Source organism: Photobacterium satsumensis (assembly GCF_050336935.1).
GTDB classification, from domain to species: domain Bacteria; phylum Pseudomonadota; class Gammaproteobacteria; order Enterobacterales; family Vibrionaceae; genus Photobacterium; species Photobacterium satsumensis.
This window is the reverse complement of sequence record NZ_JAKJSK010000018.1, coordinates 79,318-99,562: the sequence shown is the minus strand read 5'-3', so window position 1 is coordinate 99,562 and position 20,245 is coordinate 79,318. Positions and strand designations below refer to the sequence as shown.

Genomic DNA, 20,245 nt, shown 5'->3' with positions numbered 1-20,245 from the left:
CGGGTTGTGTCGCCAGACGCATTGCCCGGTAGCTAAGTTCGGAATCGATAACCGCTGAAAGCATCTAAGCGGGAAGCGAGCCTCGAGATGAGTCATCCCTGAACCTATAAGGTTCCTAAAGGGTTGTTGAAGACTACGACGTAGATAGGCAGGGTGTGTAAGCGCTGTGAGGCGTTGAGCTAACCTGTACTAATTGCCCGTGAGGCTTAACCATACAACACCCAAGGGGTTTTAGCGGACTCCATGAGCACTTGGATGAGTGTTGAGAACAACTAGTCAGATTTTCCCAGATTATGAAGATATTCCGCCTACCAGCTGAATGTTTTCAAAAGAATTTGCTTGGCGACCATAGCATTATGGACCCACCTGATCCCATGCCGAACTCAGTAGTGAAACGTAATAGCGCCGATGGTAGTGTGGGGTCTCCCCATGTGAGAGTAGGACATCGCCAGGCTCCCAATTTAGATATACGGATTGAACGACGTGTATCGGATAGACATGAACATGTTTATCACCGTGTGGAGCGGTAGTTCAGTTGGTTAGAATACCGGCCTGTCACGCCGGGGGTCGCGGGTTCGAGTCCCGTCCGCTCCGCCACTTATTAAAGAAACCTCAGTCGAAAGGCTGGGGTTTTTTGCTATCTGTAGCATTGAAAAAGTATTCTCACGAGCCTGCGGCTTGAGTCCCGCTTGTACGCAAGCCCGGCCGTTCCGCCACTTATACTAAGCCCGAGACTAGGCGTCCCCGACGAAAGACTCGGGCTTTTTTACACCTGTCGGATATGTTCGCCTTGCAGGCGAATGAGTCCCGCCGGAGTGCCGGCCCAGCCGCTCCGCCACTTATTAAGAAGCCTCGCTAGAAATAGCGAGGCTTTTTTGCATTCTGTGCGCCCTAAAAGTGCTGCGCACTTTAGTTGCGGCACTGGCCGTGCGCGTTGAGTCCCATCAGCTCCGCCACTTATTAAGAAGCCTCGTCGAAAGACGGGGCTTTCTTGTATCTGATGCTCCCGAAAGTGCTGTGCACTTTGGTCACGCCCGGAAGCCCGGCCCTCCGCCACTTATACTAGGCCCAAGCAGAAATACTGAGGCTTTTTTGTATCTATTGTTTTTGTGCTAATGGTTGCTTATTTGTAAGCAATAGCCCTTCATGCTTCTGGGGTATATTCGTTCATTTTTAGAGCTTGTGTTCTGTTTTTTAATGATTTGAAATAATTGTAAGTTGTTGTATTGAATTGGATTGTGCTAATTTCCCGGCGCGATGTATGCCATGGTATGCAATTCGTTAAAACTCATATATGGAATAATAATGGACATAAAAATAAAAAAACGGCTGCTTACAAGCGCTTTACTCTCTGTGCTGTTAGCAGGGTGTGGTGGAGACAGCAAGGATGCGCCTAGCGCCGAATTCGATGTGAATACTCAGTTTGCCGCGACTTACTTACAGTCGATTGGTAATGAGCAGGCTGACTCAGTTTCGGGTTACGCATCAAAATCGGCCAAAGCAACACAGGTTACACAGGACAAGCGTTATGACGGTGTCCTTGAAGTCACTGATATTCTAACGAATGACAAGCAAACATTTGATTGGCCTGTCACCCAGAAAGTAGATAGTGACGGCAATGTTGAGACAATTTCGCACCGCTCGTTGGCACTAAAGCCAGGAACCTATGATTTTGTTTTGTTGCTGAATTCAAGGGATGCCCAGCAGCGACAATATGTCGCACAGGCACTTGGTGAAAAAATTGTTGATGGCGTAGAACCTGAAATTGACTTTATCTTGTTGCCAAACCTAGGCGATACAATCAGTGACTTTGATAAAGTACAGTATGTTTCTAAACTTACGTTCTCTTGGCCGGCAGAAGAGCTGGAAGCACTGAACAATCCACAGTTTGGTTTATCTATTAATAATGCAGCCGAAACTGTTTACACCATCAACAAGGAAACAGGGATTGCCGAGATCATCATGAATGTAGAGCCAGGGGAGTACCTGATGGCGATGCGTCTTTATGATGGTAATTTGATGGTGGGCAAGAGCGAGGATGAAGAGAACCGCATTAACTTCGTTGAAGGTGAAGATGCGAAGATGGATGTCATCCCTCTTCAGACCGATGTCGACTTTGTGCTTGATGAGCTTAAGGATGAAGGCACATTTAGCTTTGTCATTCCCAATGAAGTTGTGGAGGAAGCGGGTTCGGCACAAGATTTGGCGCTGATTGTCAGGTTGAGCGGCGAGCATGTTCCCCCGCAGGAGAAAGTGCTAGAAGTCAAAGATGTGAACGGCACCTATAAAGCCAGTGAGATGTTTTTGACCGGCGGCCAAGATACAGTCGCGGCATACCTTGCATTCCACCAGGCTAATGAAGCCTCGGACCAATATAACTCGGTACCGTTCGCAAGCTGTAACACCTCTATCAATGTCGAGATCAACCAGACCCTAGGTTGTAAGCTTGAACTTAAGCGGGAGAGCATTATTTCCGGCCGTATCCTGGGGACGATGATGTTAAGCGTTCTGGATCGGGATTGGCAGCCAGCGATGGGCGCTGAGGTTTATATCAATGATAAATTGGTTGGTCTGACAGGCTCTGAATACAACACGGGTTCATTTAAGGCTCATTTGGTTGCAGGTGAGCATAACATTGCCGTTCGTGACAGTATCTTCGGTGCCTCTGAAACCTTGGTTATGGAACCCTTGGCGGTTGAAAACCTGCTGTTGCACCTAGAGAAGCGTGATGATATTGGTGACGGTCACTTTGAAAAACACCAACAAATCACTTATGGGGGCAGTGGTGAAGAACGCTATGCTAATGCGTCTACGCTAGCGGATATTACCGGTAATGGCCATCTTGACCTTGTCGTTGGTAAACGAACTAATGGAGTTATGATTTACCAAAATGATGGCAAGGGTAATTTCACTGAGTCTGAATTGAGCTTTGTTGATCAACGCCGTACCAACGCCATCTTTGCTGCTGATTTAAACGGTAACGGCCGCCAGGATCTTGTCCGAGCGACGTCTGATGGCGATCAGATTTTCTTCAATGGTGGAAACGGCAAGCTTGTTGATTCCGGTATTTTGCTTGGCAAAGGGGCGACAAAATCTATTGCTGTCGGTGATTTGAATGGCAATGGCTATCTAGATATTGTTGTTGGTCAAGAGTGGAAGGCGCCACTGGTTTATTTCAACGATCGCCAGGGTGGTTTTATTGATAGCGATGAGTATTTGAGTGAGCATGGAGCTTCATCACATTCATCCAACGTGGCGCTTGCAGATGTTGATGGGGTAAATGGGTTAGACATCATCTATGGTGGTGGCGATAACAGCACCATGATTTACCTCAATGACGGAGAAGGGCATTTTACCGATTCCGGCCAACGCTTTGGCGTCAGCCAAAAAGAGAAGCGCTTTAATGTTGCCGTGGGTGATGTGAATGGTAATGGCAAGCCGGACATTCTCCTTACCAATATGGACTTTCAGGGCGTTGAGCAAAATAACTTGTATATCAATGATGGCACCGGAGTTTTTGAAAAATCCGATGTTCCATTTGGTGTCAATGGCCGGGCTGTCGCTTTTGCTGATGTAAACAGTAATGGCCACTTGGATGTGGTTATTACAGGTGCATATGTTGAAGATGCCCAGCTTTACTTCAATGATGGTTCTGGTCAATTTACGCCATCAAGCAGCGGTAATTTCGGCAAATATCACAATGAACCGTTATTTGGAGATCTGGATGATGACGGCGATTTGGACTTGATTCTGTTTGGTTCGAGCGACAGTGGGGTTTACCTTAACCAACCCGCTCAATAAAAACTCAATGGCAGCCTCGGCTGCCATTTTTTTATTTAGGCTAACGTAGGGTGAATAACGCTTAATACCCCCGCTCAACCAAGCCATAGCTCGAACTTGATTGGCTATCTTGGCAGTCATCCGGATAGCCCGGGTTAATGACCGTCCCCACGGTTTGCTTACCCGTACAGTAATCAAATCGCCCTTTCAGGTAGCCTGCCCGGTATTTTTCATAGTCTATTTCAGAAAAGCCGCCACGCTTTCCGAGATCTATCTCATCCAATTCCCGATAACCTTGCTCTCCATGATAGGCACCAAGCTCTTCCCACTGCTTGTTTTTCGCCAAGTCGGTTTCATACTGGCTTGAACAGGCTGCCAGAAAAGTGAGTGAAATGCCCAGTAAGCAAAAACTCAGTAACCTAGCCATGGTTATTCCTCAATTAAAGAACTGAGTTAATTATGGTTTATCCGTTGAGAGTTGCCACTGCCCGGCGGCCGCTTTCGCTCATTGTCCCTAGGATTGCCAATAATAGCCCCATACCGGCGCCTATCACCATCAGCCCCCCCAAGTGCCAGGCTTGGCTGATCCCAAGCTTCAATAAGCCATTGCTTAGCAGCGAAGCAAACACCATCTGGCAGGCTCCTGACAGGGCCGAGACCGTACCGGCTTTGTTGCCGTAGGGAACAAGGAGCAGCGATTGGGCACAGGGAAAGGCAATACCGTTGGCCATTGCCATTAGGAAATGGCCGGTGACCATCCAGACCGGTGACAGAGGCGCTGCGATTAATACCGAGCCAGCCACCAGATGTAGCAGCGGGGAGAGCATTAACATTTTTTGCGTTCCCAACCGCGGGCGTAGCCTTTGGCAGATTAAGCCGCCGCATAGCAAGCCAAACGCAGGCCCCATCGCCCAAAGGGCGTAACGTTCGGAGGTCATTCCGATTTGTATCTGCATGATAAACGGCATCATCGAAATAGACAGGACAACCAGCGAGAAGTTAACCCAGCCGATACCGGCGAAGGAGAGGAAGTGCCGATCTTGGATCAATGACAAATAGGATTTAGCCAATTGGCTCACCGACTGTGGACGCTGGGTAGTCGATAGGGTCTCAGAAAAGCACAGTAGCAACAGTAACCAGACAATGGCGATATAGCCCAGTAGTACGGCAAACACCGTTAGCCAGCCAAAATGGTGGTTTACAATACCGCCGATGACGGGGGCCATGATTGGGGTGAAGGCGGCGACAATTGCCACCCAGGTCATAGCCTTGACCAGATCTTGGCGTTGGTAGCTATCACGAATGGTGGCCCGTGCTAATACCGCCACACTGCCTGCGCCCATCCCCTGAATAATTCGGCCGAGCAGCAACCAATGGAACGTGTCGGCACGTAAGACGGCGACAGCCAACCCCAATGCAGCAATTAATAGGCCGCTTAGCAAGACGGGTCGACGGCCAAGGACATCGGATAATGGACCATAGACAAGCTGTGAGGCACCGAAGCTGAATAAGTACCCTGAAACTAACAACTGGGCTTGTTCGGTAGAGAGCTGAAGGGAGTCTGCAATGGCAGGTAGTGCTGGAAAGACCAGTCCTAAACTTAATTGGCCGATACTGACAATCAAGCATGCAAGCAATAGTGGTTTCCAGTTAAATCCGGCCATTTTCTCTCCTGTTTTGTGGCTTATCCCCAAGTGATCTGAAGCTGCTAGATTGAGAACTTAACCAATTTGCTCAGTTCAAGGGAGATAACCGAATGGAATAGCGAGGGCGTGTTGACCTCCAGCAAATTCTTGCTGAACCCCGCATATTTAAGTCGCAGGGTATAAATATTATGCACAGTTAAGAGCGGAAGGATAAGCAGCGCGGGCTCACGGGATTATTTCCCAATTGGAACGAGCGCTTATTCACTTGCTGATGGTGTAGGTAAAGGGATTTGAAAAGGAGAACTTACTGCCTGTGGTTTGTACCTTACCTTGCTTCATTGCGACCAGTACTTCTTTTTGCACTTTGACCAAGGAGAAAAAGCGGATCACCATAAATACGATGAACATCGGCATAATAATTTGAGTCACTGGCATAATGTGCAATACCATTTCATTTACCAGCCATACCGTTAGCAATAGTAGCATCACATACAATGAATGGGGTTTAAGGACAATTTTGATCGCGTTGTCAGTCTCTTTCCGTTCACAGAAAAACGTCATTACTTACTCCTTATTTTTGTTTGCTGATACCTTCTCATAAACGCTAAAAAGAAAAAACGCCTCTGATGAGGCGTTTTGTTACAAGCTATTAGTTGTTGCTGTGCAACTCACTATTCAGCTCTACCGCTGATTTGTTTGCCAGACACTCGATCTGTCCAGTCACAGAGTTACGACGGAACAGTAGATCAGACACACCAGCAAGATCGCGTGCTTTCACCATTTCCACTTCCTGCCCGCTCTTATCAAGCATGCGAACTTTCGAACCAGCCGTCACGTATAGGCCAGATTCGATTGTACAACGGTCGCCCATTGGGAAGCCTAGGCCGGCATTGGCACCCAGTAGGCTGTTTTCGCCAATCGATACGACAACTTTACCGCCGCCAGACAGGGTACCCATGATAGAGGCACCACCACCAATGTCAGAGCCATTACCCACGACAACACCCGCAGAGATACGGCCTTCAACCATGCTTACACCCGTTGTGCCAGCGTTGAAGTTGATGAAGCCTTCGTGCATAACCGTTGTGCCTTCACCCACGTGCGCACCCAGGCGAACACGAGATGTGTCAGCAATGCGCACGCCAGTCGGCACCACGTAGTCGACCATTTTCGGGAACTTGTCGACACAGTCGACAGTGATGGTTTCGCCGTTCAGGCGCGCTGCCATTTGGCGCTCAGCCAGCTCAGGCAGATCGATAGGACCTTGGTTGGTCCAAGCGATGTTGTGAAGCAGGCCGAAGATCCCGTCTAGTACCACACCGTGTGGCTTAACTAGGCGGTGAGAGATAAGCTGTAGCTTCAGGAAGCCTTCAGAAACCGAAGCCGGTGCTTCGTCAGTCGCCAGGATCACAACCACAAGCGGCTGGTCTGATGCCGCGGCTTTCGTCGCGAAGCTTGCACTGGCTTCTTCACCAGCTGCGTTGAAAGCTGCAGCAAGATCAGCGCTCTGGGCTGTCGTGATTTCGATAGCCTGATTACCTTCCTTGTAATCGACGATAGCGGCAATGGCGTCAACTAGCGCGTCAGCTGGGTTTAGGATCGGGGTTGGAAAAAACGCTTCGATGATTTTGTTATCGCGGTTTTTGGTTGCAGTACCAAGGGCTAGTGAAAAGCTGGCCATTACTGTTGGTTCTCCATGTCAAAGTAATTCATGCCGGACGCTGTCGGTCGGCAAAGTGTGATGAACCCATCATAAAGACACTTGCGCCGATATTGAAGGGGGGAGGAGGGAATCGGTGAAAAATGATGAAATTATGACAATGAGGAACGGCTACCACTATGGATAATTTTAGCGGTGGAACATACGACTGCTGAAAATAAAAAACCTCCTTAAGAGGAGGCTTTTATGAAGAATCTTGGCAGGCTCAGCAATTAAGCTGCAGCGTCATCCTGTTGCTCGGCAACAACTTCAGGCTTTACCGCTTTTTTCTTCGGCGCTGCTTTTTTCTTCGCGCCCAGTGCAACTAGCACGTCTTCACGTTTTTGTGCCAAGAATAGCGAAAGCTCTTCTTGCTTGGCTTCATCCTCGAAAAGCTCACTTTCGCTTAGCAAAGTAAACATCTCGTCAGCCATATCTAGCATTTTGTCGTATGCGTCGGCTTCGGACTTAGAGGTGAAAGTCATCTTTTCTTCTCCGTTGCGCTCAACTACATATTTGATGATAACAGCCATGGTCACCCTCTCCCGAAATTGATTTACTGGCTGTTTATACAGTAGCATTAAGGGCAATGTCCAGTGATAAGCGTGTTAATGTGATGGCAAGAGAAAAATTTTCGCAAATATATGCCCGAGCCGCGGAACGTAAGGGTGGAGAGGGTGTGCTAGAGAGCATGTTGGCGACCCCATGGTCAGCTGATCAGCTAAAACAAATAGGCGATGATCGCTGGCTGGCGGCGTTTACCCAGAAAGTCTTTCAGTCCGGGATCAGCTGGCAGGTGGTACGTAACAAATGGCCCAATTTCGAAGAGGTGTTCTTTGGTTTTGATATTGAAAAAATGCTGTTGATGCCGACTGAAATGTGGGAGCGTAAAGCAACCGAACCAGCCATTATCCGCCACTTGGGCAAAGTAATGACCATTCCTGAAAATGCCCAGATGGTCCACGAAGCTGCGCTTGAGCATGGTTCTTTTGCGGCCATGGTCGCGGATTGGCCGCAGGATGATATCACCGGGCTATGGCGCTATTTGAAAAAGCACGGTAAGCGCTTGGGCGGCAATACCGGCCCTTACACGTTGCGTATCATGGGGAAAGATACCTTCATTCTGAGCCGGGATGTTGAAGCCTATTTGCGTCAGAGCGGTATTATTGATGGTGGGCGGGATACGCAAAAATCACTGACGGCCGCGCAAACAGCCTTTAGTGACTGGCAGCAGGAATCTGGCCGACCGATGTGCCAAATCAGCCAGATCATTGCGTTCAGCGGCGGTGATAACCGTGTGTGATGTTACAAGTGCCACTGCTGGCAAAAGGTGATAAACAGCTTTAGCAACGGGCTTTGGTATTTCTCTTTGTGGTAGAGCAGCCAATACTGGCGCTGCATATCGAGCGGTAGCGACAGAATGGTGAGGCGGTTGTCCTTGACGGCATGCTCGACGGCGCGGCGGGAGAGGCAGGTAATACCAAGGCCTGCAGCAGTACAGTTGATAATGGCTTCGGTGTTGTTGAGCTCGAAAGCCTGATGCCAGTTTTCCAGCCGAGGGGCCAGACGGCCAAGAAAATATTCCCGGGTACCGGAGCCGGGCTCGCGCAGTATCCATTCGCTGTGTTCAAGATCGCTCAAGCTAAGCTGCTCAACCTGTGTTAGCGGGTGGTCGGGGTGGCAGGCCACGACCATTTCATCGCCCAGCCAAGGGATCACGGCCAGGTTGTCGGCTTGTATCTTGCCCTCGACCAAGCCGATATCCAGCTCGAACTCACTGAGCATATGGCAGATTTGGGCGGTATTGGCAATGAACAGGCTCTGATCGCAATGGCCAGAGTCTTGGCGGAAGTCACGCAGCAGAAACGGGGTTACTTGATTGCCGACGGTATCACTTGAACCGATTTTCAACTTTCCGGTTACCGGCCCTTCCTGGCTAAACAACTGCTCAATGTCCTGGCTACGAGCCAGCAACTCATCGGCTAACGGCAACAAGCGTTTCCCCTGCTCGTTGATCAGCAGGCGATTATTGTTGCGGTCAAACAACTTGTGGCCAAGCTGCTTCTCCAGCTCTGAGAGCGCCATGCTGACTGCGGGTTTGGAGAGAAATAACTTCTCAGCCGCAGCAGTAATGGTCAGCTCTTGGGCGACAGTGACAAACACTTTCAATTGGCGTAGGGCAATATTCATTCGGTGTCTCTTTTTTTGTCTATTTATTACGTCTGACGTTTCGTTTCTCTTAACTATACATTAAATATATTCAAGTATCATAAACACAGAGGCATGGCTACACTAGCCGGGTGTTTAATACTACTGACGTGCTGTCTTTGGGGAGCGATGAAATGATTACAGTAACAAAGCAAAAAGTACTGGGTGCACCGACTCCAATGGCTGGCTTGGCTCTAGGTATTGCTAGCCTCGGCTGGTGTTGGGAAAATGCCGCGGATCTTGGAGGTCGAGGACAACTGATCGGGGCAGGGATCGCTAGTATCTTGTTGGTGGTGTTGCTGTTTAAGTTTCTTATTCACCCAAGAGCTTTATGGCAAGATCTCAGCCACCCTGTTGTAGGCAGTGTGGCACCGACGTTTGCCATGGGGGTCATGGTCGTGTCCAAGGCGCTGGGTATCTATTATCCGATTGCAGGCCAGGCATTGTGGCTTGCAGCCGTTGTACTGCACCTGATCTTCTTGGCACTGTTTACTTACCACCGTGTAAAAGAGTTTGAGTTGCACCATATGGTTCCAAGCTGGTTTGTACCGCCAATCGGTATTATCGTAGCTGACGTGGCTTTTCCTGGCGGTGCATTGCGCCCATTGGCAGAAGGTCTGCAGTTATTCGGTATGGGGATCTATGCGGTGATGCTACCTTTGATGGTATACCGCCTGATATTCAGCCATGAAATTCCTGATGCTGCCAAACCAACCATTGCGATTATGGCGGCTCCTGCCAGCCTGTCATTGGCAGGATATTTGACAGTAAGCCAAGAGCCATCACCGGTTTTGATTGCGTTGCTGGGTGGGATTGCAGTATTGATGACCTTTGTGATTTACGTTACGCTTTTTCGCTTACTGCGTCTGTCGTTCAGCCCGGGTTATGCCGCATTCACTTTCCCATTGGTGATTAGTGCAACGGCGATGTTTAAAGCGGCAGCTTGGATGACCACTCAGGGATACGGTGTTGAATATATCCAACAGGTGTCGGCGCTGGCGCACTTTGAACTCTATGTTGCGACTGTGCTAGTCAGTTATGTTGCTCTTCGCTACGCGGCGTTTTACCGCCCGGTTGCTCAGTTGCTGCACTGCCTGACTCCAAGCCGAGCGTGATAGGCTAGTTAGAAACTCGGTGCTTAAGAAGGCATCTGATTAATAGCCCAGCAATGCTGGGCTTTTTAATGATTTGAATTTGCAGCTAATCCATTGATGGTAGACAATCAAAGGTAATTTCCTCTACCGGTGAGTCACTCGCGTGTTTACTGTCTATCACTCTAATCAACTGGATCTTCTGAAGTCCCTGCTTGTTGAGCTAATCCGTTTGGATCCGTTGGCCAATCCGTTTGAGCAAGAGCAGATCTTGGTTCAAAGTCCCGGCATGTCACAGTGGCTGAAACTGGAACTGGCGAAGTCTCAGGGGATTGCCGCCAATATCGAGTTTCCGCTGCCGGCGACGTTTATCTGGAATATGTTCACCCAAGTGCTGAGTGATGTGCCTGAACGCAGTGCCTTTAATAAAGAGGCCATGACCTGGAAACTGTTGCAGGTGCTGCCTGAGCAATTATCACGTCCCGAGTTCGCGCCACTGGCCAACTATCTCAGTGACGATCCCAACTTGGTTAAAAGCTACCAGCTGGCTGAAAAAATCGCCGATATCTTTGACCAATATTTGGTGTATCGGCCGGAGTGGATCCAGTCTTGGGAATCCGATGTGATAGACCCCGAGCTGGTGGAAGAACACCCGTGGCAGCCATTACTGTGGCAGTCGCTCTATGATCACACCCTGGCTCTGGGCCAGTCGCCCTATCACCGTGCCAACCTGTACGATCACTTCATCGAAACGCTTGAAGGTTACTTGCAAAGTGGCTCGCCATTGCCGGAAGGGCTGCCTAAGCGCTTGTTCGTATTTGGTATCTCTGCGCTGCCGCCGCGTTATCTCGATGCTTTGGCTGCGCTGGGCAAGCATATCGATGTCCATCTGATGTTTACTAATCCCTGCCGGCATTACTGGGGGGATGTACGGGATCGTAAATTCCTCGCCCGGCTGGCGGCCAAACAGCGCCAGCAGCTGCAGTGGTGTGCCGATCACAGTGAACACGGTGCGGTTATTTCTCCGCTCAAGGGAGATATTGAAGCTAATGTGGTGGATGAAACCCACGAGGGGGCTGTGGGCAATACCTTGCTGGCATCACTCGGTAAGCTAGGGCGGGATAACCTGTATCTGTTATCGGATATGGAAGCCCATGAAGTTGAGGCGTTTGTCGATATCGAGCCTGACTCATTACTCCATGCCGTTCAGGCTGACATCCTCAATTTGGATGATCGGATCAATGATGAAATCACCGAGTCCAGCCACCATAAACTGGCCGTTGCTGGCGATGATAACTCGTTGAGTGTCCATGCTTGCCATTCACCGATGCGTGAAGTGGAAGTACTGCACGATAACCTTCTGGCAATGTTGGCGCAGAGCCCTGAACTATCCCCCCGGGATATTGTGGTGATGGTGGCGGATATCAACAGCTACAGCCCTTATATCCAGGCGGTGTTCGGCAATGCGCCGGGTGATCGCTATATCCCATTTTCTATTTCGGATCGCAGCGCTGATCAGGAAAACCCGTCCTTACTCGCCTTCTTACGCCTGCTGGCATTGCCGGAAAGCCGCTGTCAGGCTTCAGAGCTATTGGAGCTGCTTGAAGTTCCGGCGGTTATGGCCCGGTTTGGTTTTGATAGTGATAAGTTCGAGCGGGTCAAACTGTGGATTGAAGAAGTGGGGATCCGATGGGGGTTGGATGATGACACCGCCGAGGAGTTCTCCCTACCGCGCCAGCAGCAGAATACGTGGCTATTTGGTTTGCAGCGTATGCTGTTGGGCTACGCTATGCCGCAAGATGCCGGGCTATATCAAGGTGTGCTGGCCTATGAAGAAGTACAGGGGATGGATGCCGAAATGGCCGGCCAGCTCGGCCAGTTCATCGAAACCTTGGTGCACTACCGCCAGCAGTTGGCCCAGCCGCAGCCGATTGCGAGCTGGATTGCGCTGCTCAACCAGATGCTGGATAACTGCTTTGCGGTCGATATTGACGGCGAAATGGTGCTGCGGATGATCCGTGACAAGCTCCAGCAGCTTGAGCAGCAGTTGGCTGATGCCGGTTACCATTCCGATATTACGCCCGCGGTGATGCGCGATTACCTCAACGGCAAGCTATCGGGTGAGCGTGTCAGCCAGCGCTTTTTGGCCGGTCAGGTGAACTTTTGTACCCTGATGCCGATGCGTTCGATCCCGTTCAAGGTGGTGTGTCTACTGGGGATGAATGACGGTGTTTACCCTCGATCGATCCCACCCGAAGGGTTTGATCTCATGGCTGGCCGAACCCGTCACGGTGACCGCTCGCGCCGGGATGATGACCGCTACCTATTCCTCGAGGCTATCCAGTCAGCCCAGCAAGCGCTGTATATCAGCTATGTCGGGCGCTCAATCCAAGACAACAGTGAAAAAGTCCCATCGGTGCTGGTGAGCGAATTACTCGAATATTGCCAGCAGGGGTATTGCCTTGCCGGCGACGAAGCCTTGCCGGTCGATGAATCGGCGCACAAGCTGGTGGCGAACCTGACCAATATCCATCCATTGGTGCCTTTCAGCCCACAGTCTTTTTGCGGGGGGAGCAATAGCTATGCTGCAGAATGGCTTCCGGTCGCCAATCAGGCCTTTATTGAGCCTGAAATATTCCAGTCGGTGCCGCTAGAGCCGGACTTGAGCGATGACAGGGCCGAGGGCATATTGGAGCTGGCGGAATTGACAAGGTTCTGGCGTTTGCCGGTGCAATACTTCTTCAACCGCCGCCTGAAAGTGTTCTTTGATGGTCATCAGGGCGGGCCGGAAGATGATGAACCCTTTGCCCTCGACGGCTTGGGACGTTACCAGTTGCGGGAAGCCTTGCTGACGACCTTCCTCGACTGTCAAAGACAACCCTCACAAGGCAGATCAATAAACCGAGACCAAGCGTTCGAGCAGTTTGCTCGTTACCAGCAGGCGGCAGGCGGCTTGCCGGTGGCGCAGTTTGGTGAGCTGGAGCTATTGGAAGAACGCGCTCAGATAGAGCAACTGGCTGATAATGTGGCCCAGTTTATGGCTCAACCGCTACCAGATGTTGAGGTCGATTGCGTCGTGTCGGTTGCAGGGCGCGGGATCCGCCTACAGGGGTGGCTCAAACATGTTACCCAGCAAGGTTTGGTCCGCTATCGCCCCGGTAAAATCCGGGCGCAGGATATTTTGGCCTGTTGGCTTGATCACTTGTGCTTGGCGGTAATGAAGCCAAGCCAGCCGACTTACCTTATCGGGGTTGATGGCAGCTGGCTGCTTGAACCGGTATCGGCACAGTATGCGATGGAACAATTGGCTGTACTCATCGAGGGCTATGACCGTGGGCTTACCCAGCCGTTACCGTATTTCCCCCGTACTGCCCATGCCGGGATCCAGGCCTGTATTGATAAAAAGGGACAATGGTGTGACGACTCAGCGACCTTGGCGAAGGCCGATGGCAAAAGGGCTGAGGCCTTTAACGGCGGTTACATGTTCGACGGTGAAGGCAATAACAGCTATATCCATCGGGTGTGGCCGCTATGGGATGACGAACTTGCTGCGCAGTTATTGCAGTGGGAAACCCATATCCTCAAACCTGCCGTGATGCAGTTGCGAGAGGTCGAGCAGGGCTAATCGTACTGTGGGCAAGGCAGGGAGGTGTAGCGTGGCCGCCAGCAAATCATTATTGATTGTAGGGTGTTCGCTGTACGGCCACCGGTCCAGAGGTGACCAGATTTCGTGGCTCAGATACTAGCGGACCCGCTGGTTGGAAACCGTGAAACGTCTCTCATATTGATAGATGAGTTAGTGTCGGATTTCGATATATTTATTTGAATTCGTGCTAGATCACAAAAAATAATTTTGAACAGGTGGGGTTTTCTGATGAAAACGTGGCCCAGTTCACTGATAGGAATCGGCGTATTCTATGACTCAACAATCTCTTCTCATTACTCCGGAGCCGCTGGAGCCGATGTATTTTCCCCTCCACGGCAATCGTTTGATTGAAGCATCGGCCGGTACCGGGAAAACCTTCACCATCGCCAGTTTGTATTTACGCTTGCTGCTTGGCCATGGTGACGATCAGACTCGGTTTCCCCGTGAGCTGACGGTGGATCAGATCTTGGTGGTAACCTTTACCGAAGCGGCAACCGCTGAGCTACGTGATCGTATTCGTCGCCGGATCCATGATGCCCGCTTGGCCTTTAGCCGAGGCAGCAGTAATGATCCGGTGATTAAGCCACTGTTGGCCGATATCTCTGACCACAAGGCGGCAGCCGCGATCCTGCTACAGGCCGAGCGCCAGATGGATGAGGCCGCGATCTTTACTATCCACGGTTTTTGCCAGCGGATGTTGACCCAGAATGCCTTTGAGTCGGGCAGCTTGTTCAACAATGAGTTTGTGACTGAAGAGAGCCATCTGCGAGCGCAGGTCGTGGCCGATTTCTGGCGCCGTAATTTTTATCCGCTGCCGCGAAGCTTGGCCGCGGAGGTTCGGAAGATCTGGGCTGCGCCGGGTGCCTTGCTAAAAGAGGTCAACCGCTTTTTGTCTGGGGCAGAAATTACGGTTCGAGCTCCAGAGCTGAGTGGCAGCCTCGAGCAGGTACACGAACAGAATTTGCAGCGCATCAATCACGTCAAGCGACTGTGGCGTGAAAGTGCCGGCGATCTGCATGACATTATCGCTAGCTCTGGCGTGAACAAGCGCAGCTACACCAAAACCAGTTTGCCCAAAGCGCTGGCTGAAGTTGGTGAATGGGCCGATCGGGAGAATACCGGTTACCAACTGCCCAAATCACTGGATAAATTTGACCAGCACGTGCTGTTTGACAAAACCAGTAAAGGGCAACCGCCGGAGCACCCGGTGTTTGTGGCGATCGGTGAGCTGCTGGCTGACAAGCCCAATGTGCGCGATCCCTTATTGGCCCATGCGATAAAAGAGTGTCGCCAGTTATTGCTTGAAGCCAAGCAGCGTAAGGGCTGGCTCTCTTTTGACGATCTGCTAACCCAGCTTTCGGCAGCACTGAGCCAAGATGACAGCGGGTTGCTGGCGAGCCGCATCAGGCACCTGTTTCCGGTGGCGATGATCGATGAATTCCAGGATACCGATCCACTGCAGTACAGTATTTTCAGTACGATCTACGGTCAGGATAGTTATGGTGAGGAGCGCCTTGAAGCTGAATTGCCAGAAGGCGGCTTAATACCATCTGATTCTAGGCCATGCGGCTTGTTTATGATTGGTGATCCCAAGCAGGCGATTTATGCCTTCCGCGGCGCTGATATTTTTACCTATATTCAGGCGCGCCGTCAGGTCACAGCCCACTACACGCTGGGTACCAACTGGCGTTCGACGGCGGAGATGGTCGGTGCGGTTAATCGGATCTTCCAGCATCCGGACCGGCCGTTTATCTACGATGAAGACATTACCTTCCTGCCGGTTGATCATAGCCCGAAGGCACAGGGGCGGGGGTGGCAACTTGATGGTGTGAAGCAGCCTGCAATGTGCTTCTGGCACCAGCAGGCCGAGGAGCCGGTTAAGAAAGGCGATTACCAGCAGGTGATGGCCGAAGCAACGACGGCTGAGATTCAGAAAATCCTCACCCAGTCACAGCAGGGCAAGGCCGTATTGGTGGATGGTGAACAAACCCGGCCGGTTCATGCCAGTGATATTTCGGTATTGGTCCGTACCGGTAGCGAAGCGGCATTGGTCCGTCGTACCTTGGCCGATCAAGGCATTGCCAGTGTCTACCTGTCTAATCGTGACAGCGTTTTTGCCTGTACCGAAGCGGTAGATTTATTGCGTTTCCTGCAGGCGGTACTGACCCCTGAAGATGATCGTAATATGCGTGCTGCATTGGCTTCAAGCCTGTTTGCCCTGACAGCGCAGGCGCTTGATGCGATGAACACCAGTGAAACAGTCTGGGAGCAATATGTCTCGGAATTCCGTGGTTACCGTAAATTGTGGCAAAGCCGCGGGGTGCTGCCGATGCTACGCCATATGCTGGCCCAGCGTAAGATCCCGGAAACCTTGCTGAGCCAAAACGGCGGTGAACGTCGGGTAACCGATATTCTGCATATTGGTGAGCTACTGCAGCAGGCAAGTCAGACCCTCGACAGTGACCATGGCCTGTTACGCTGGTTGGCTGAGCATATTGAAGAACCCAACGGCAATGCCGATGAGCAGCAGCTACGCTTGGAGTCAGACCGTAACTTGGTCCAGATCGTCACTATCCACAAGTCCAAAGGGCTTGAATATGACATTGTCTTCCTGCCTTTTGTCTGTAGCTACCGCGAAGCCAGTACCGCGCTGTTCCATGATGAGCAGAGCCAGCAATCGGTGTTGGATATCGCCGCCAGCGAAGAGAGTATGGAGCTGGCCGAGAAAGAGCGATTGGCGGAAGATCTGCGCTTGTTGTATGTGGCCCTAACCCGTGCTGTGTATGGTTGCTATATCGGGATGTCGCCGATCCGCAACGGCTTGAGCCGCAAGGAGCCAACGGGCCTGCACCGCTCGGCAATCGGCTGGTTGGTACAAAACGCCCAAGAGGGCGGCTTGATCGAGTTGGCAAATGCGCTCGACGTGTTGGCTGCCCAGTCTGAGGCTGTAACGGTTGAGCCGCCGCCACCTTTACCTGACAGCCCATGGCTACCGATTGAGGAAGACAAGCCGCAATTATCGGCATCCGTGTTTGATAAACAGATTGACCGTAGCTGGTGGATCACCAGTTATTCGGGGCTGATCAAGCAAGGCCATAGCCATCATGATGCCTCTTTCGAGTTGCCTGGGTTTGATACCGACTCATCGGGTGATGAAGCCTTGGGGGATGAAGAGGTCGAGCCAGCCCGTTCAATCTATACCTTTCCGAAAGGGGCGCGGCCGGGTACTTTCCTACACACTCTGTTTGAGGAAATTGAGTTTACTGCGCCGGTCGACAGTCCGGAAACGACAGAGAAGATCCTGGAGTTGCTGCGGCTGGAAAATTACGACGAGGAATGGCTGCCGGTATTGCAGACCATGATCCGTGATGTCCTGGCGTGCCCGCTTGATGGTGATGCGATGCGGTTGGGTGAGATGGTACCAGCCCAGCGCTTGACGGAAATGGAGTTTATGCTGCCGATCAATTTGTTGTCGGCGCCACTGCTCAACAAGGTGATTGCCCGCCACGATAATTTGTCGGCTAAAGCCGGCGAGCTGGGTTTCGCCACCGTTAGCGGCATGCTCAAGGGCTTCATTGACTTGGTATTCGAGCATGATGGCCGCTATTACGTATTGGACTGGAAGTCGAACTGGTTGGGTGATGATCCCAATATGTACCGGGGAGACATGCTGGATCATGCGATGGTCGATCATCGTTACGATCTCCAGTACCAGCTCTATGCACTGGCCTTGCACCGCTTCCTGAAAAGCCGCAAGGCTGACTATAACTACGATGATCACTTCGGTGGTGTCTATTACTTGTTTCTGCGGGGGGTTAAGGCCGGCAGCGATAGCGGTATCTTTAGTGCCAAGCCATCTCTGGCTTTGTTGACCGAACTGGAGACCTTGATTGACGGAGAATCACCAGATGCTTAACCACCTTGAAACGCTTGCTCAGATTGAAACGCTTGCCCGCCAAGGAAGCGTGCGTCCGCTGGATCACCAGTTTGCCAAATTTGTTGCTTTAAGCAGTAGCCAGCAGCCGCTTACCGGAGACCAAGCTGAATCGACAGGGTCTGTTGACCCGCAAGTGAGCCGTTTAGTTACGGTAGTCGCGGCACTGGCAAGCTATGAGCTGGGACAGGGTCATGTATGCCTGCGATTGCCGCAAATTGATACCGCGCGATTATTCGGTTTGCCAAGCAAACTCAGCTTACCTTTGGTTGATGGCTTGCCTGAGCCCCGTTTATGGCAATCCCTGCTGGCTCTGTCGGGGGCAGTATCGGACGGTAGCCGTCCGACGCCGTTGGTTATCGATGGCGAAAGGATCTATCTCAACCGCTATTGGCAGTTCGAGCAAATGGTCGCGTCTCAGCTCCGCCTGCGGGCGCAAGATGGTGAAAATGATCTTCAGCCCGAATTGATGGCATCCAAACTCGATGAATTGTTTGCCCGTGATTATCGTTACTTGTTTGCCGCATTGCAGCAGCTTGAACAGCAGGGGGGCACCGCGCAGGACCGACAGAGAGAAGTCTGCGACAAGCTTGATGTCGTTACCCCAGACGCTTTGGATTGGTCTGCGATAGATGCTGCCCTTGTTGTTGCCGGAAGTGTCGAGGCGTTGTCGGTGCTGGATACCTTGGTCCCGGCCGTGAGCTGCCTCAACTGGCAAAAAGTTGCGGCGGCTGTTGCCCTGACCCGTCAGTTTGCAGTGATCTCCGGCGGTCCCGGTACCGGTAAAACGACCACGGTTGCCAAACTGCTTGCGGCTTTGGTGACCCAGGGGATCCAACGTGATGTACGGGATGAGCAAGGGGCTTTGCAATTACCCGATATCAAGCTGGTGGCACCCACCGGTAAAGCGGCAGCAAGGCTGACCGAGTCGATTGGCTCGGCGGTGGATTCCCTCGCTGTTGACGATGTGGTGAAAAGTCATATCCCGACGCAGTCCAGTACCATTCACCGCTTGCTCGGTGCCATCCCCAATCGGGTTGCTTTTCGTCATAACCGCGAAAACCCGTTGCACTTGGATGTCTTGGTGGTGGACGAAGCCTCGATGGTAGACTTGCCGATGATGGCACGTTTGCTCGATGCCTTGCCTGCCCATGCCAAATTGATTTTATTGGGTGACAGGGATCAGCTGGCCTCGGTAGAAGCCGGGGCGGTACTGGGCGATATATGTGGTTTTGCTGAGCAAGGTTACACCACAGATCAAAGCCAGTTGCTTGGCCGGTTGACGGGTTTTAGTTTCCAGCAAGCACTGGCTGCACCGTCAGCGGTTGCTGATAGCTTGTGCATGCTGCAAAAGAGCTATCGCTTCCACGCCCAGTCAGGGATTGGCCAGTTGGCCAAGGCGATCAACAGCGGTAAGCCATATCAGGTTGAACAGGTTTGGCAAAAGGGGTTTCGTGATATCCAGTACTATCCGCTGGGTAGCGATAGTTACCTGACGATGATCACTAATGTGGTGACATTCTACAGCGATTACCTCGACGCCATTGCCGAGGGCAAAACACCGGGCGACGTGCTGCAAGCATTTGCCCAGGTGCGCCTGTTGTGTGCGGTGCGTGAAGGTGACTTTGGTGTCGCGGGTCTGAACCAACGTATTGAGCGGGCCTTGGCGCGCAAGGGGAAGATTACCCCTGGAGATGAGACTTGGTATGTCGGCCGACCAGTGATGATTAGCCAGAACGACCATGGTCTGGGGCTTTACAACGGTGACATTGGTATTGCGATGTACGACAGCGAGGTCGATCCGCTCACGGGTCATCGCCCGCTAAGGGTCTACTTCGAGATGCCGGATGGCACCATTCGCGGCGTGCTGCCAAGCCGGTTACCTGATCACGATACAGTGTATGCCATGACTATCCACAAATCGCAGGGCTCGGAGTTTGCCGATACCCTGATGGTACTGCCGCCTGATTTTAGTCCGATCCTCACCCGCGAGTTGGTATACACCGGGGTGACGAGGGCGAAATTCAAGCTGTATATGTTTGCCACCAAGGATGTGCTCAATCGCTCGGTGACTATGCGAACAGAGCGGGCGAGTGGCTTGGCGAGCTTGTTGAGATAGTTATTTGAAATGGTTATTGAAATAGTTTTTGATGAATTTGAATAGCAGGCTGGGGAATAAAACTCCCAAACCTACCCGTCAGGGATGACGGGTAGGTTTGGAGCTACATGGATGTACTCGTG

Annotated in this window: 12 protein-coding genes, 1 tRNA gene and 2 rRNA genes; 9 read left to right on the top strand and 6 right to left on the bottom strand. The window is 51.6% G+C overall.

Features of this window, described 5'->3' with window-relative positions:
• The 4 genes from L4D79_RS26925 to L4D79_RS26910 form a co-directional block, all read left to right on the top strand.
• Positions 1-214, top strand: a 23S ribosomal RNA gene (locus L4D79_RS26925); the annotation flags it as partial.
• A gap of 124 nt (positions 215-338) precedes the next feature.
• Positions 339-454: ribosomal RNA gene (rrf, locus tag L4D79_RS26920) — 5S ribosomal RNA — on the top strand.
• 66 nt (positions 455-520) lie between these two features.
• Positions 521-597, top strand: a tRNA-Asp gene (locus L4D79_RS26915).
• Positions 598-1,305: 708 nt separating this feature from the next.
• On the top strand, positions 1,306-3,801 hold the full coding sequence (locus L4D79_RS26910; protein ID WP_428656331.1) for an FG-GAP repeat domain-containing protein: 2,496 nt from the start codon (positions 1,306-1,308) through the stop codon (positions 3,799-3,801).
• Between the two features lie 61 nt (positions 3,802-3,862).
• Here L4D79_RS26910 and L4D79_RS26905 read toward each other — a convergent pair whose 3' ends face one another.
• From L4D79_RS26905 to L4D79_RS26885, 5 genes are all read right to left on the bottom strand, one after another.
• The gene (locus L4D79_RS26905; protein ID WP_428656328.1) at positions 3,863-4,207 is read right to left on the bottom strand and encodes a DUF2799 domain-containing protein; all 345 of its coding nucleotides are present in this window, start codon (positions 4,205-4,207) and stop codon (positions 3,863-3,865) included.
• Positions 4,208-4,244: 37 nt separating this feature from the next.
• A complete protein-coding gene (locus L4D79_RS26900; RefSeq protein WP_428656326.1) occupies positions 4,245-5,444 on the bottom strand; it encodes a multidrug effflux MFS transporter in 1,200 nt (399 codons plus the stop codon).
• Between the two features lie 243 nt (positions 5,445-5,687).
• Positions 5,688-5,987, bottom strand: coding sequence for a hypothetical protein (locus L4D79_RS26895; RefSeq protein WP_428656323.1), 300 nt, complete (start codon positions 5,985-5,987; stop codon positions 5,688-5,690).
• Between the two features lie 88 nt (positions 5,988-6,075).
• Positions 6,076-7,107, bottom strand: coding sequence for a 2,3,4,5-tetrahydropyridine-2,6-dicarboxylate N-succinyltransferase (dapD, locus tag L4D79_RS26890; protein ID WP_428656322.1), 1,032 nt, complete (start codon positions 7,105-7,107; stop codon positions 6,076-6,078).
• A 251-nt stretch (positions 7,108-7,358) separates the two neighbouring features.
• Positions 7,359-7,658, bottom strand: a complete 300-nt coding sequence (locus L4D79_RS26885) for a YebG family protein (protein ID WP_428656319.1) — start codon at positions 7,656-7,658, stop codon at positions 7,359-7,361.
• Between the two features lie 83 nt (positions 7,659-7,741).
• Between L4D79_RS26885 and L4D79_RS26880 the strand changes: the two genes are divergently transcribed.
• Positions 7,742-8,428 carry a DNA-3-methyladenine glycosylase I gene (locus L4D79_RS26880; RefSeq protein WP_428656342.1) on the top strand — a complete coding sequence of 229 codons (687 nt, stop codon included), beginning with the start codon at positions 7,742-7,744 and terminating at the stop codon, positions 8,426-8,428.
• A gap of 2 nt (positions 8,429-8,430) precedes the next feature.
• On the opposite strand, the gene L4D79_RS26875 is transcribed toward L4D79_RS26880, so the two are convergent.
• Positions 8,431-9,315 carry a LysR substrate-binding domain-containing protein gene (locus L4D79_RS26875; RefSeq protein WP_428656317.1) on the bottom strand — a complete coding sequence of 295 codons (885 nt, stop codon included), beginning with the start codon at positions 9,313-9,315 and terminating at the stop codon, positions 8,431-8,433.
• A gap of 152 nt (positions 9,316-9,467) precedes the next feature.
• Between L4D79_RS26875 and L4D79_RS26870 the strand changes: the two genes are divergently transcribed.
• The 4 genes from L4D79_RS26870 to recD all read left to right on the top strand — a co-directional run bounded on the left by L4D79_RS26870 (position 9,468) and on the right by recD (position 20,123).
• Positions 9,468-10,448, top strand: coding sequence for a TDT family transporter (locus L4D79_RS26870; RefSeq protein ID WP_428656315.1), 981 nt, complete (start codon positions 9,468-9,470; stop codon positions 10,446-10,448).
• Positions 10,449-10,590: 142 nt separating this feature from the next.
• Complete coding sequence (recC, locus tag L4D79_RS26865; RefSeq protein ID WP_428656313.1) at positions 10,591-14,049, top strand: exodeoxyribonuclease V subunit gamma; 3,459 nt, start codon at positions 10,591-10,593, stop codon at positions 14,047-14,049.
• Positions 14,050-14,341: 292 nt separating this feature from the next.
• Entirely contained in the window at positions 14,342-17,986 is a 3,645-nt protein-coding gene (gene recB / locus L4D79_RS26860; RefSeq protein ID WP_428656311.1) for an exodeoxyribonuclease V subunit beta, read from the top strand.
• Entirely contained in the window at positions 17,979-20,123 is a 2,145-nt protein-coding gene (gene recD, locus L4D79_RS26855) for an exodeoxyribonuclease V subunit alpha (RefSeq protein ID WP_428656340.1), read from the top strand. The genes recB and recD overlap by 8 nt, the downstream gene beginning before the upstream one ends.
• The last annotated feature ends 122 nt before the right edge of the window (positions 20,124-20,245 follow it).

Bases quoted from the DNA above. Each gene is read 5' to 3' on its own strand.
- L4D79_RS26910 (WP_428656331.1), top strand. From the start codon at position 1,306: ATGGACATAAAAATAAAAAAACGGCTGCTTACAAGCGCTTTACTCTCT.
- L4D79_RS26905 (WP_428656328.1), bottom strand. From the start codon at position 4,207: ATGGCTAGGTTACTGAGTTTTTGCTTACTGGGCATTTCACTCACTTTT.
- L4D79_RS26900 (WP_428656326.1), bottom strand. From the start codon at position 5,444: ATGGCCGGATTTAACTGGAAACCACTATTGCTTGCATGCTTGATTGTC.
- L4D79_RS26895 (WP_428656323.1), bottom strand. From the start codon at position 5,987: ATGACGTTTTTCTGTGAACGGAAAGAGACTGACAACGCGATCAAAATT.
- dapD (WP_428656322.1), bottom strand. From the start codon at position 7,107: ATGGCCAGCTTTTCACTAGCCCTTGGTACTGCAACCAAAAACCGCGAT.
- L4D79_RS26885 (WP_428656319.1), bottom strand. From the start codon at position 7,658: ATGGCTGTTATCATCAAATATGTAGTTGAGCGCAACGGAGAAGAAAAG.
- L4D79_RS26880 (WP_428656342.1), top strand. From the start codon at position 7,742: ATGGCAAGAGAAAAATTTTCGCAAATATATGCCCGAGCCGCGGAACGT.
- L4D79_RS26875 (WP_428656317.1), bottom strand. From the start codon at position 9,315: ATGAATATTGCCCTACGCCAATTGAAAGTGTTTGTCACTGTCGCCCAA.
- L4D79_RS26870 (WP_428656315.1), top strand. From the start codon at position 9,468: ATGATTACAGTAACAAAGCAAAAAGTACTGGGTGCACCGACTCCAATG.
- recB (WP_428656311.1), top strand. From the start codon at position 14,342: ATGACTCAACAATCTCTTCTCATTACTCCGGAGCCGCTGGAGCCGATG.
- recD (WP_428656340.1), top strand. From the start codon at position 17,979: ATGCTTAACCACCTTGAAACGCTTGCTCAGATTGAAACGCTTGCCCGC.